9 protein-coding genes are annotated in these 13,409 nt (G+C 62.0%); all 9 read left to right on the top strand.

Annotation, left to right across the window (positions count from 1 at the left end):
* The gene (gene flgJ / locus ABQX22_RS10200) at positions 1-1,302 is read left to right on the top strand and encodes a flagellar assembly peptidoglycan hydrolase FlgJ (RefSeq protein ID WP_349799053.1); all 1,302 of its coding nucleotides are present in this window, start codon (positions 1-3) and stop codon (positions 1,300-1,302) included.
* Positions 1,303-1,312: 10 nt separating this feature from the next.
* Complete coding sequence (flgK, locus tag ABQX22_RS10195; RefSeq protein WP_349799051.1) at positions 1,313-3,355, top strand: flagellar hook-associated protein FlgK; 2,043 nt, start codon at positions 1,313-1,315, stop codon at positions 3,353-3,355.
* 13 nt (positions 3,356-3,368) lie between these two features.
* Entirely contained in the window at positions 3,369-4,952 is a 1,584-nt protein-coding gene (locus ABQX22_RS10190) for a flagellar hook-associated protein 3 (protein ID WP_349799049.1), read from the top strand.
* Between the two features lie 124 nt (positions 4,953-5,076).
* On the top strand, positions 5,077-8,676 hold the full coding sequence (locus ABQX22_RS10185; protein ID WP_349799047.1) for a glycosyltransferase: 3,600 nt from the start codon (positions 5,077-5,079) through the stop codon (positions 8,674-8,676).
* A 187-nt stretch (positions 8,677-8,863) separates the two neighbouring features.
* On the top strand, positions 8,864-9,637 hold the full coding sequence (gene rfbF, locus ABQX22_RS10180; protein WP_349799045.1) for a glucose-1-phosphate cytidylyltransferase: 774 nt from the start codon (positions 8,864-8,866) through the stop codon (positions 9,635-9,637).
* Positions 9,619-10,701 carry a CDP-glucose 4,6-dehydratase gene (rfbG, locus tag ABQX22_RS10175; RefSeq protein ID WP_349799044.1) on the top strand — a complete coding sequence of 361 codons (1,083 nt, stop codon included), beginning with the start codon at positions 9,619-9,621 and terminating at the stop codon, positions 10,699-10,701. Before rfbF ends, rfbG begins: the two co-directional genes overlap by 19 nt.
* Positions 10,698-11,258, top strand: a complete 561-nt coding sequence (locus ABQX22_RS10170) for a dTDP-4-dehydrorhamnose 3,5-epimerase family protein (RefSeq protein WP_349799042.1) — start codon at positions 10,698-10,700, stop codon at positions 11,256-11,258. The genes rfbG and ABQX22_RS10170 overlap by 4 nt, the downstream gene beginning before the upstream one ends.
* Positions 11,255-12,478, top strand: coding sequence for a class I SAM-dependent methyltransferase (locus ABQX22_RS10165; protein ID WP_349799040.1), 1,224 nt, complete (start codon positions 11,255-11,257; stop codon positions 12,476-12,478). The genes ABQX22_RS10170 and ABQX22_RS10165 overlap by 4 nt, the downstream gene beginning before the upstream one ends.
* Complete coding sequence (locus ABQX22_RS10160; RefSeq protein WP_349799038.1) at positions 12,475-13,401, top strand: NAD-dependent epimerase/dehydratase family protein; 927 nt, start codon at positions 12,475-12,477, stop codon at positions 13,399-13,401. The genes ABQX22_RS10165 and ABQX22_RS10160 overlap by 4 nt, the downstream gene beginning before the upstream one ends.
* The last annotated feature ends 8 nt before the right edge of the window (positions 13,402-13,409 follow it).

The raw sequence follows: 13,409 nt of genomic DNA, 5'->3' as shown, positions 1-13,409 counted from the left end.
ATGAACATTCCGGGCAGCGGTTCAACGAGTACCAGTGCAACAGGTGATTCCGGGGCGTACACCGACCTCAATCGCCTGACCGCTTTGAAGACAGGCGACCGCGACAGCGATGCCAATCTGAAGAAGGTTGCGCAGGAATTCGAATCGCTGTTCGTCAGCCAGATGCTCAAGGCCATGCGTTCGGCCAACGAAGTGCTGGCCAAAGACAACCCGATGAATACCGCGGCAACGCGGCAGTATCAGGACATGTACGACCAGCAGCTGTCGGTGAGCATGTCCCGCGAAGGCGGTATCGGCCTGCAGGACGTGCTGATGCGTCAGCTGTCGAAAAACAAGGCGGGCGTGGTGCCCGCCGCGACAGCCGAAGCCGGTGCGGCAAAACCCGATACCGAGGTGGCCCAGACCGGTCTGGCCACGCGCATTGCCCAGCGTCCGCTGTGGGCAACGCGTTCCGTGGCGTCGGAGGCCAACACCTCGCTGGACCCGGCGACCCCGCATAATGACGTGGCGGCACTCAATTCCCGTCGTCTGGCCCTGCCAAGCAAACTGGCGGACCGGATCATGGCCGGCATCGTGCCCAACAGCGCGGCCACGGCCGCGACCGAGGGGGCCGCCGGCGCTACCACGCTGAAAAACCGCATCGCGATTTCCAACGCTGTCGCCGCCGCCAAAAGCACCGGCAGCGCCGGCAATGGCGACTGGACCGTCGGGCCGGAAGTGGATTCGTCGTCACGGGCGGCGTCCGCCGTCCCTTACACCCGCAACATGGCCCAGCCGCCGCTGGCGCCGGGCAAGAGCGCGTTTACCAGCCACGACCAGTTCGTCGCCACCATGCTGCCGTTGGCCAAGGAAGCCGCCGCGCGTATCGGCGTCGACCCGAGCGTGCTGGTGGCACAGGCCGCGCTTGAGACCGGCTGGGGCAAATCGATCATGCGTCAACAAGACGGCAGCAGCAGCTACAACCTGTTCGGCATCAAGGCCCAGGGCGGATGGAAAGGGCCTGAAGCGCGGGCGATTACCAGCGAGTTTCGTGACGGGCAGATGGTCAAGGAGACGGCGGACTTCCGTTCCTACGACTCCTACGCCAGCAGTTTCCACGACCTGGTGAGCTTCCTGCAGAACAACAATCGCTATCAAGAAACCCTGAAATCTGCCGATAACCCGGAACAGTTTGTGAAAGAGCTGCAGAAGGCCGGCTATGCCACGGACCCGAACTACGCGAGCAAGATTTCACAGATAGCGAAACAGATGAAGAGTGACCAGCAGTACGCAGCCATATCGGGCTCTTCCACGACTTTATAAGGCTTGAACCATGTCACTGATTTCAATTGGTCTTTCAGGGCTGTACGCCAGCAGCGCTGCGATGAACACCATCGGTAACAACACCGCCAACGTTGATACCGCCGGTTATTCGCGCCAGCAGGTCATGACTGTTGCCAGTGCACAGCAGAACATCGGGGCCGGTTTCATCGGCACCGGTACCACGCTGTCCGACGTGCGCCGGGTCTACAACAGCTACCTGGACAGCCAGTTGCAATCGAGCACCGCCCTCAGCGCCGACGCCACGGCGTACCAGACCCAGGCGAGCAAACTCGACTCGATCCTGTCCGACAGCTCCACCGGCGTCAGCACCGTGCTGACCAACTTCTTCACCAGCTTGCAGGCGGTGAGTAAAGACGGTACCTCGGGCGCGGCGCGGACCACGTTCCTCAAGTCGGCGCAGTCGTTGTCCGCGCAGTTCAATTCCATCTCCGCGCAGATGCAGGGCCAGAACTCCAGCGTCAACAGCCAGCTCACGTCGTTATCCAGTCAGGTCAACTCCCTGGCGTCGAGCATTGCCAGCCTCAACGGCCAGATCACCACGGCTCGCGGCGGCGGTATCGAACCCAACTCGATGCTCGATGCGCGCAATGAAGCGGTGCGTCAGCTCAATGACCTGGTCGGCGCCAAAGTCGTGGAGACCAACGGCAGCTACGACGTGTCCATTGGCTCCGGTCAGCCGCTGGTGGTGGGCAACACCGCCAACAGCATCTCGGCCGGCCCCAGCGACACCGACCCCAGCGTCTACGCACTCAAGATCAACTCCGGCCAGGGCAGCTCGGACATCACCTCGGTGACCACCGGCGGTACCATCGGCGGCCTGCTGCGTTATCGCAGTGAGGTGCTGCAACCGGCCGTCAACGAACTGGGGCGTCTGGCCCTGGTGGTGTCGGATCAGGTCAACAGCCAGCTCAATCAGGGCGTGGACAGCAACGGCGACTTCGGTGCCAACCTGTTCAACAGTATCAACGACCCGAGCCTGACCATCCAGCGCAGCATCGGCGCAGCGGGCAACAGCGCAGGTTCCGGCAATCTGGCGGTGACCATCGCCAACACCGGCGCGCTGACCACCAACGACTACAAAGTGACCTTCACCAGCGCCACCGGCTACAGCGTCAAGCGCCTGCCGGACGGCAAGGACATGGGCGCCTTTGATTTGAGTACAACGCCGCCTCCGGTAATCGACGGGTTCTCCCTGAAACTGGACGGCGCTGCCGTGGCCGCGGGAGACAGCTTCAAAGTCTCGCCGACCCGCACCGGTGCTTCGGGCATCACCACGGTCATGACCGACACCAAGACCATTGCCGCCGCCGCGCCGTTGACCGGCAGCATCGGCACCAACAAAGGCACCGGCCAGTTTGGCCAGCCGACCCTGACCACCGTGGCGGACATCTACAACCCCACGGGCACGACTGATTTGCGCACCGCGCTCAGCGGCTCGATGCCGGTCCGGCTGGTGATGGGCGACGTCACCAACGGCTCGCAAAGCTACAAGCTGGTGGACGCCACGGGCGCCGCCGTCAAGGATGCGTCGGGCAACGCGATCACCGGCAATATCGTGCCGGGTCAAAGCAATGACCTCAGTTTCGAAGTGGGCTACACCGATTCCGCAGGCGCCGCGCAGTCCTACAAGTTCGGCATGACCCTGTCCGGCACGCCGGCCTCGGCCGATACCTACAGCATCGACCTGACCGGCGCCGGTTCGTCGGACAACCGCAACGCCAACACCGCGCTGGCGCTGCAAACCAAGCAGACCGTAGACACCGCAGCCGGCAACAACACGGGCATGAGCCTGAGCGATTCGAACAAGAACCTGATCCAGACCGTCGGCGCCCAGGCCAGCCAGGCCAAGAATGACACTACGGCCACCACCGCCGTGCTGACCCAGGCCAAAGCGGCGCGCGACGGTGTGTCGGGCGTGTCCCTGGATGAAGAGGCCGCCAACCTGATCAAGTATCAGCAGTACTACACGGCCTCGTCGCAGATCATCAAAGCCGCCCAAGCCATTTTCAGCACGCTGATCAACAGTCTTTAAGGAGTCGTAATCCATGCGTATTTCAACTGCCCAGTTTTACGAAACCAGTGCATCGAACTATCAGCGCTCCTACGCCAACGTCACCAAGACCGGCGATGAAGTGGCGACCCAGATCAAACTCAATACTGCAGGCGATGACCCGATCGGCGCGGCGCGCGTCCTTGAGCTCCAGCAGCAGGGCTCGATGCTGCTTCAGTACAAATCCAACATCGAGACCGTCAATACCAACGTGGTGCAGACCGAGACGGCGCTCACCGCCATCACGGCCGCCATTCAGCGCGCTCAGGAACTGACGCTGGGCGCCGGCAACGCGACGTTCACCGACAAGGACCGCCAGGCCAACGCCCAGGAACTCAAGCAGTTGCAGGACCAGGTGCTGGGGCTGATGAACAGCCAGGACGCCGATGGCAATTACCTGTTCTCCGGTTCCAAATCGACCACGCCGCCGTATGCGGTCAACCCCGATGGCAGCTACAGCTACCAGGGCGACCAGAGCCTCAATAACCTGGATATCGGCAACGGTATCTCCATGGCCAGCAACACCACCGGCTGGGACGCGTTCGAGAAAGCGGTCAACACCACGCGTACCTCGGCGACGCTGACCGCGCCTGCCGTGAATGACAACGTCATCTCATTGTCCGGTGGCAGCGTTTCCTCCGACGCGACGTTCAATGCCAAATTTACCGCTGGCGCGCCCTACAGCATCACGTTCCAGAGCAGCACCCAGTACCAGATCCTCGATGCCTCCGGAAACGATGTCACCGCCGAAGCCTCCGGTGGCGGAAAGTTTGCATCTGCCAATGCCTCCAATCAGAGCATCAGCTTTCGCGGTCTGGAAGTGGGCCTGAACGTTAACCTGACCGATGCCCAGTACGCCGACGCTGCCCAGGCCGATACCGCCATTGCAGGTCATACGTTCTCGCTCGGCGTGTCGCCCAGCGCCATCAGCACCGCGCGTCTGCCTGCCAACCCCTCGACCACGGTGATCACCGGGTCGTCGGTGAGCAACCAGACCGCACTCAACGAAAGCTTCCCGTCGGGCGGGGCGATTCTCAAATTCACCAGCGCCACGGCATTCGACATGTACGCCGCGCCGTACGACGCCGCGACCAGCAAGCCGGTGTCGAGCGGCACCGTGGTCGGCAACACGGCCACAGCGGCCGGCGTCACGTTCAACCTCAGTGGCGCACCTGCTGCGGGGGATCAGTTCACCGCCAGTTCGTCGAACCAGCAAAGCCAGAATGTGCTCAATACCTTGTCGTCGATTATCACGGCGCTGAACACCCCGGTAGATGCGGACCCGGTGGCCAAGCAGAAGCTGCAGGCGTCGTTGACCTCGGCCATCGGCAACCTCAAAAGCGCCGGCGAACAAATCAACATTGCCGTAGGCGATGGTGGCGCACGCGCGGCGACGGCCTCAACGCAAGGCACCACCAATCAGGTGCTCATCGATAACGGCACCACCGAGGCCGGTACCATCACCGCTTCGGATCCTGTGGATGCCATCGCTCGTCTGACGTTGCAGAAAACCATGCTGCAGGCCTCGCAACTGGTGTTCACGCAATTGTCCGCGCTGAACCTGTTCAGCAAGTTGTAATCGCCTGGACGGTTGACGGTGCCGGCATCGCCCGGCACTGCCAACGCAGCGCGCCAACCGTTATTATCAGCGGTTACCAGATCCCGCACCGTCGGGAATTGCCCGCCGCTTGTGAGTCATACCCGTGAATTCTTCGCCTCTGGTCAGCATCGTCATCCCCGCCTTTAATCCACAGTTCTTTCAGCGGGCGCTGCAGGATGCGTTGACGCAGCAGTACGCCCATATTGAAGTCATTGTTTGCGACGATTCTCGTGGTGACGAGATCAAGACGATTGTCGACGCTTTTGCCGCCGTCACCCCCGTTGCCCTGCGTTATGTGCGCAATCCCCATCGGTTGGGATTTGTTGGCAATTTGCGTGAGTGCCTGGCCCAGGCCCAGGGTGAATACCTCAAATTCCTGTGCGACGACGATCAGTTGTTTGCCGGCTCGGTGTCGATGCAGGCCGAACAGTTGGACCGGCATCCGGACGTAAATCTTGTGCTGGCGCAACGGCTGTTCTGGGACGCCAACGATGTGCAGTTGCCCACGCGCCTGGAGAACAGCGCGCTGGCGCCGACCAGTGCCGTGTTCAAAGGTGAAGATCTGTTGGCGCTGTTCGAAGCATTCCCGATGAACTTTGTCGGGGGATTGAGCAGTGCGCTGTTTCGCCGCGAGGACCTGCTGGAACTGCTGCCCGCCCTGACCCAGGCAGGACAGGGCTTTACTGCGTTGCTCGATCTGGCGCTGTATGTCTGCCTGATGCGGCGCGGCAATGTGATCGTGCTCAACAACGTGCTGAGTGTCGAGCGCTTGCACCCGGACCGCCTGAGCCGTCAGCAGGCCGTGAAGGAGGCTGCCGATACCGAGCGCAGCTGGCTGGTACAAATGCTCCAGTCGCGCAGTGGCGAGTCCGCGCCTGCTCAAGGCTGGGTTCGCTATCAACCCATGACCGGCGACGAGACGACGGAGCGGGTCTGGGAAGAGTTGCCACTGAGCCGCGCGCTGGGCACCAAGCAGACCACGCAGCAATGGCGGGTAGGCGTTGCCAGCGAAAGTTTTGCCGAGCTGTACGCCCAATGGCTGGCGTGCCGCACGCTCACCTCTGTCCAGCAACTCCAGCTGCCCAATACCCTGGCGCATTGGCCGTCGCAGCCGAACATCGTGGTGATCGTGATCGATGATGTCGGCAGCCCGGCCAGCCTCGATCTCACCCTCGACAGTCTCCAGGCGCAGCTCTACCCGCCAGAGCTGACCCTGGTCCTGTCGTGCGATTGCGAGGCGTCGCGCCTTGATGAAAGAGTCTTTCATCTCCCCCTGCAGGACGATGTCCATTCCCAGCTCAATGAACTGCTACCGCAGCTGGACAATGCTCAGTGGATTTATCTGTTGCGTGCGGGCGACCGCCTGATCAAGCCCGCATTGCTGATGCTGGCCGAGCGCGTGGCCATGAATGAGCACCTGCACTGCGTCTACAGCGACGAAGGCGCGTTGAGCGAAGGTGAATCAACCGAGCCCGTGTTCAAGCCTGATTTCAATCTGGACCTGCTGCGCGGCTATCCCTATGTCGGCCGCAACCTGGCATTCAATCGTGATGCCATGCTGCAGGTGGGCGGTTTTGACCCTGCGTTCGGCATGCTTGCGCCCCATGATGTGCTCTGGCGGATGATTGAAGCCCAGGGCGACGGGGGCGTCGAGCACATCAGCGAGGTCATGGTCGAGTCGCAGTTCCCGCTGTCGCAGTGGCTGGCCAGTGCCGAAGTCGCCGAGCAGAACATTCACGTGGTGCAGGCGCATTTGCAGCGCTGCGGCATTGCTCACCGCATTCACCCGAGCGAGCGGCTGGCGCTGATCAATCGGATTGATTATGTGCACGACGCACAACCGCTGGTTTCCATCGTGCTGATCGTCAAGGATCAATTGCCGGCCTTGCAGCGCTGCGTGGAAGGCCTGTTAAGCAAGACCGGCTATCAGCACTGCGAGCTGGTGATCGTCGACGATGGCAGTGAGCATCCGCAAACGCGCACGTGGCTGGCGGCGATGGGGCAACTGGACCGGGCGCGCTTGCGCGTTCTGCAGGGGCCCGAGCTCGCCACTCACGCGGCGCTGGTCAACTTTGCCGCAGCGCAGGCGCGCGGTGACTATCTGGTGTTGCTCAATCCCTACGCGGTGATCACCCATGAGGATTGGCTCGATGAGCTGTTGAGCCAGGCTCAGCGGCCGGAAGTCGGCATTGTCGGTCCCAAGATGTTCAGCCCGGACGGGCAGGTGGTAAGCGGCGGACTTATCCTCGGCCTGCACGGGCCTGCAGGGGTGCCGTTTCGGGGTGAATCGCTCAACGCCAGCGGTTACATGCAACGGCTGCAGGTGGTGCATGACCTGAGCGCCGTAAGTGGCAACTGCCTGATGGTACGCAAGGCGCTGTTCGTCGACCTGGGTGGCCTGGATGTAACACGCTATGGCCAGAGCCTGAGCACCGTCGATCTGTGCCTGCGGGTGCGTCAGAGCGGTCATCTTGTGGTCTGGACACCGCATGCCTTGCTGGCCCTGGGCTCTCAACCGCCGCTGGTACAGAGTGGCGAATCGCGCCGGCAGCATGCGCAGGAAGAAGAGCAGTTTTACCTGCGCTGGTTGCCATCGGTGGCCCGTGACCCGGCCTATAACCCCAACATGGCGCTCAACAGTCTGGGCGGATCCAGTTTCAGTCTTGAACCAGGCCTGAAAATGGGCTGGACCCCTTTCTCCCGCTCTCATCTGCCCAAGGTGCTCGCATTGCCGATCAACGCCTCGGCGATTGGGCACTACCGCGTCACGCAGCCGTTGATAGAGCTCCAATCGGCGGGCAGGGCCGTCGGGGTGATTAACTACAACCTGCCCAGCATCATCGACATCGAACGCCAATCGCCCGACATCATTGTCCTGCAGGGACGATACAGCGAAGGTCCGATCGATGAGATCGTTGGCCTCAAAACCTACTCCCGTGCGCGACGTATTTTTGAGCTGGACGATTACGTGATTCACGTGCCCAGCAAAAACGCCCATGTGCGCAACATGCCCGACCGCCTGGAAATGGAACGCCTGGTCCGCCGAGGCATCAGCCTGTGCGACCGCGTGGTGGTGTCCACCCAGCCGCTGGCCGATGCGTTGTCTGCCATGCATCACGATATCCGCGTGGTGCCGAACATGCTCTCGCCTCACTGGTGGGGCGGATTGACGAGCAAGCGACGTACCTCCAGCAAACCTCGGGTCGGCTGGGGAGGCGGTACCAGCCACACCGGTGACCTGGAGATCATTGAAGAAGTGGTCAAGGCGCTGGCAGATGAAGTGGACTGGGTCTTCTTCGGGATGTGCCCGGAAGCACTGCGGCCCTACGTTCACGAATTTCACCCGGTGGTCGATCTGTCGCTGTATCCGGCGAAGCTGGCCAGCCTGAATCTGGACCTGGCGGTCGCGCCATTGGAACGTCACATCTTCAACGACTGCAAAAGCAACCTGCGACTCCTTGAGTACGGGGCGTGCGGTTATCCGGTGATTTGCACCGACACCGAAGCCTACCGAGGCTATCTGCCGTGCACTCGGGTCTATTCCAACAGCACTGCCGAATGGCTCGAGGCGATCCGCAGCCACCTGGCGGATCCAGAGGCCAGCTATCGCCAGGGCGATGCGTTGCGTGACGCCGTGTTGCGTGACTTCATGCTGCGGGGCGACAACCTGCAGCACTGGGTCAACGGCTGGTTGGCGGATTGAGCTGACCCCTGCCTCTGCGCCAGTTCGTGTCTTGCGAGCTGGCGCGTTTCCTGCAAGTTCTCTGCAAAGCGCCATAAATCGTGCATTGACGACACGTGGCTGCAGTAGACGAACCCATGACGGACCGGACCTGACGATATCGAACAGGGCCGCCGCTTGAATCCTGCGCAGGAACTAGAGGATACCGATGAAGGCAGTCATATTGGCGGGCGGGCTGGGCACACGAATCAGCGAAGAGTCGCACCTCAAGCCCAAGCCGATGATTGAAATCGGCGGCAAGCCAATTCTCTGGCACATCATGAAGCAGTACTCTGCCCATGGCATTCACGACTTCGTGATTTGCCTGGGCTACAAGGGGTACGCGATCAAGGATTTTTTCGCCAACTACTTCCTGCACACCTCGGACGTGACGTTCGACATGCGCAACAACCGCATGGACGTGCATCAGAACTACAGCGAGCCATGGCGTGTCACGTTGATCGATACCGGCGATGACACCATGACCGGCGGGCGACTGCGACGTGCCTCGCAGTATGTGCGTGATGAGGAGTCGTTCTGTTTTACCTACGGCGACGGGGTCTCTGACCTCAACATCAGTGCCTTGGTGGACTTCCATCGCGGGCACGGCAAGCTCGCCACGGTAACGGCCGTACAGCCGCCTGGCCGCTACGGCGCCCTTGAACGCGACGGTGATCGCGTCCTCGGTTTCACGGAAAAACCTCGCGGTGACGGCGGCTGGATCAACGGCGGCTTCTTTGTCTTGTCCCCTGACGTACTGCCCATGATCGACCGTGACAGCACCTCCTGGGAAAACGAGCCGCTGGTTGAACTGGCGACGCGCGACCAACTGATGGCGTTCCAGCACGAAGGTTTCTGGCACCCCATGGACACCCTGCGCGACAAGAATTACCTGGAAGAACTCTGGCAGCGCGGGGAGGCTCCGTGGAAAACCTGGGCGTGAACCCTACGTTCTGGCAGGGCAAGCGCGTGCTGTTGACCGGACACACTGGCTTCAAGGGCAGCTGGCTGGCGTTGTGGCTCAAGAACCTGGGCGCTGAAGTCACCGGTTTTGCCCTGGCCCCCTGCGACGGCCCGAACCTGTTCGATCTGGCCCGGGTGAGCGACAGCCTGGATGACCGACGCGGCGACCTGCGCGACCTTGGCGCGTTGCTCGCGCTGGTCGCAGACACCCAGCCTGAGATCGTCCTGCACCTGGCGGCGCAGCCGTTGGTGCGTGAGGGTTATCGCGACCCGCTGGGCACCTATTCAAGCAATGTGATGGGCACGCTGAACCTGCTCGAAGCGATTCGCCAGGTTGGCGGCGTGCGCGCCTGCGTACTGGTCACCACCGACAAGGTCTACGCCAATCAGGAATGGTTGTGGCCGTACCGGGAAAACGAACCCCTTGGCGGACACGACCCCTACAGCAGCAGCAAAGCCTGCTGCGAGCTGTTGGCGCAGTCCTACGCCGCGTCGTTCTTTCATCCGGATCGTTACGCCGAACACGGCCTGGCCCTGGCCACCGCGCGCGCCGGTAATGTCTTGGGCGGCGGAGATTTCGCCCCTGAGCGGCTGATTCCCGACGTGCTCAAAGCCTGGTCGGCGAACGAGCCGGTGACCCTGCGTTATCCACAGGCCGTGCGCCCCTGGCAGCATGCGCTGGAGCCGCTGGCGGGTTATCTGTTGCTGGCGCAAAACCTGTTCACCGATGGCCCTGCTTTCGACGGTGCCTGGAATTTCGGCCCCGGTGACCACGCCATGTGCAGCGTCGGCGAGGTGGTGGAAACCCTGGCCGATCACTGGCCCCATGCGCCCGGACTGCAAGTGGAACCCAGCGACCTGCACGAGGCCGGGCTATTGCGCCTGGACAGCACCCGCGCCCGGCAACGCCTCGATTGGCAGCCGCGCTGGTCCCTCGAACAGTGTCTCAAGCACACCCTCGACTGGCACCTGGCCTGGAAAGACGGCCAGGACATGCATGACTTCACCCAGGGCCAGTTGGCCCTGTACACGGAGAGCGCATGATTGACATGCAACTTCAGGCCTTGCCGCTGGCGGGCTTGTTCAGTATCCAGCACCGTCGCCACGCCGATCAGCGCGGGCAGTTCAGCCGACTGTTTTGCGAAGGCAGCCTGAGCGCCTGGGGCCAGCCGTTTCATATTCGCCAGATCAATCATTCGGTGACCGTCGAGCGTGGCAGCGTGCGCGGGTTGCATTACCAGACGGCGGTCAAGCCCGAAGCCAAACTCATCACCTGCCTGCGCGGTTCGGTGTGGGATGTGGTGGTGGATCTGAATCCCGATTCGGCGACCTTTTTACAGTGGCACGCCGAGCACCTGGAGGCGGGTGACGGCCGCAGCCTGTTGATTGCGCCCGGTTTCGCCCACGGCTTTCAGACCCTGACCGACGACGCCGAACTGCTGTACCTGCACAGCGCCGACTACGCGCCGGACCATGAAGCCGGCCTGTCTCCCCATGACCCTCGGTTGGCCATTGACTGGCCGCTGCCTGTCAAGAATCTGTCAGCCCGGGATGCCGGGCACCCCTTCATTGATTCGGCCTTCGCAGGAGTGCGCGTATGAACTGCCGTGGCTGTGGCGCCCCACTGAACCTGCCGCTGATCGACCTGGGCACAGCGCCGCCATCCAACGCCTACCTGCGAGCTGAGCAATTGACTCAAGCCGAGCAGTGGGTGCCGCTCAAGGTCGAAGTCTGCGAGCACTGCTGGCTGGTGCAAACCAACGATTACACCAGCGCCGACAGCCTGTTCGATGCCGATTACGCGTATTTCAGCTCCTATTCCAGTTCGTGGCTGACCCACGCCGAGCAGTACGTGGCGCAGATGGTCGAGCGTTTCGGCCTGAATCATGACAGCCACGTGGTGGAAATCGCGGCCAACGACGGCTATCTGTTGCAGTACGTCGCGGCGCGGGATATCCCGTGCCTGGGCGTGGAACCGACCAGCAGCACGGCGAAAGCTGCGCGTGAAAAAGGCCTTGAAATCCGCGAAGTGTTCTTTGGCAAGGACAGTGCCCGAAAGCTGCGGGACGAAGGCTGGTCGGCGGACCTGATGGTCGCCAATAACGTGCTGGCCCACGTGCCGGACATCAACGACTTCCTGGCCGGTTTTGCCACCTTGCTCAAGCCGTCGGGGGTGGCCACATTCGAGTTTCCGCACTTGCTGGCGCTGATGGCCGGCAACCAGTTCGACACGCTGTATCACGAGCACTATTCGTACCTGTCGCTCAACGCCGTCAAAACGTTGTGCGAGCGCAACGGGCTTTGGGTGTTCGACGTCAGCGAGTTGACCACTCACGGTGGATCGTTGCGGGTGTTCGTGCAGCGCGACGATGGCGTGCAGCCGCTTCGTCCGGCCGTCGCGCAGATGCTGGACAAGGAGCTGACGGCCGGGGTCAAGACCCGGGCGTTCTACACCACGCTGGCTCCAGCCGCCGAGCGCATCAAGCATCTATTGCTCAGCTTCCTGCTCAAGGCCAAGGCCGACGGCAAGCGGGTGGTCGGTTATGGCGCAGCGGCCAAGGGCAACACGCTGCTCAATTACGCCGGGATCAGCGCTGATCTGCTGGCCTGGGTCGCTGATGCCAATCCGCACAAGCAGGGCAAGTTCTTGCCCGGCAGCCGGATCCCGGTGGTCGGACCCGAACGTCTGGCCGAAGAACAACCGGATTACGTGCTCGTGCTGCCATGGAACCTGCTCAAGGAAGTCAGCGAGCAGCAGGCGCAGGTGCGTGACTGGGGCGGTCGTTTCGTGATCGCCGTGCCTGAGTTGATCGTGCTGTGAGCCCTTCAAAAATACTGGTTACCGGTGCGACCGGCTTTGTCGGTCGGCATCTGGTCAGCGCCTTGCTGGCGCGGGGGTATCAGGTGCGAGCCGTGGCGCGAAACCTGGAAACCGCCATGACCCTGCCTTGGTTCGAGCAGGTCGAATTTGTGGTGGCCGATGTGCATGACCTCCATCTCGATATTGGCGCGCTGACCGAAGGCGTTGACGCTATGGCCCATCTCGCCTGGCCGGGTTTGCCCGACTATCGGGCGCTGTTTCATATCGAGCACAACCTGCCGGCAGACTACGCGTTCATCAAGCGGGCGGTACAGGCAGGGATCGCCCATGTGCTGGTGACCGGCACCTGTTTTGAGTACGGCATGCAGAACGGCGAATTGACTGAGGACATGGCGGCCTGTCCCGACAACCCCTACGGTCTGGCCAAACACACGCTGCGATTGTTTCTGGAGACGTTGCGCACCCAGCATCCCTTCACGTTGCAGTGGCCGCGCCTGTTTTACCTGCATGGCCCCGGGCAGAACCCCAACAGCCTGCTCGCCAGCCTGGATCGGGCGATCGACGAACAGGCCGCGTCCTTCAACATGTCCGCCGGGGATCAGTTGCGCGACTATCTACCGATTGAGACCGCCGCCGGGTATCTGGTCGATCTGCTTGAACGTCCGCAGTCTGGTGGCGTTATCAATTGTTGCAGCGGCAAGCCTGTCTCGGTCAGGGCGCTGGTGGAGCAACGCGTTCGGGAGCGCAATGCGACGCTGACGCTGAACCTTGGGCACTACGGTTATCCCACTTATGAGCCCATGGCGTTCTGGGGCAGCGATCGCCGTCTGCGCATGATCAGAGATCAGGCGGCTCAGCCCTCGGCAAATCGACACGGTGAAGGGACGACCGCTGAGTGCGTACAGGCGCGGCAAGGTCGGTAAACAGGTTT

This window comes from Xanthomonas sp. WHRI 1810A, assembly GCF_040202885.1.
In the GTDB taxonomy this organism is placed as follows: Bacteria; Pseudomonadota; Gammaproteobacteria; order Pseudomonadales; family Pseudomonadaceae; genus Aquipseudomonas.
The sequence above is the reverse complement of the archived record's forward strand: the minus strand, read 5'-3'. Positions and strand labels throughout refer to the sequence as shown.

Excerpts from the sequence above, each read along its gene's own strand:
- flgJ (WP_349799053.1), top strand. The coding sequence starts at position 1 with ATGAACATTCCGGGCAGCGGTTCAACGAGTACCAGTGCAACAGGTGAT.
- flgK (WP_349799051.1), top strand. The coding sequence starts at position 1,313 with ATGTCACTGATTTCAATTGGTCTTTCAGGGCTGTACGCCAGCAGCGCT.
- ABQX22_RS10165 (WP_349799040.1), top strand. The coding sequence starts at position 11,255 with ATGAACTGCCGTGGCTGTGGCGCCCCACTGAACCTGCCGCTGATCGAC.
- ABQX22_RS10190 (WP_349799049.1), top strand. The coding sequence starts at position 3,369 with ATGCGTATTTCAACTGCCCAGTTTTACGAAACCAGTGCATCGAACTAT.
- rfbF (WP_349799045.1), top strand. The coding sequence starts at position 8,864 with ATGAAGGCAGTCATATTGGCGGGCGGGCTGGGCACACGAATCAGCGAA.
- ABQX22_RS10170 (WP_349799042.1), top strand. The coding sequence starts at position 10,698 with ATGATTGACATGCAACTTCAGGCCTTGCCGCTGGCGGGCTTGTTCAGT.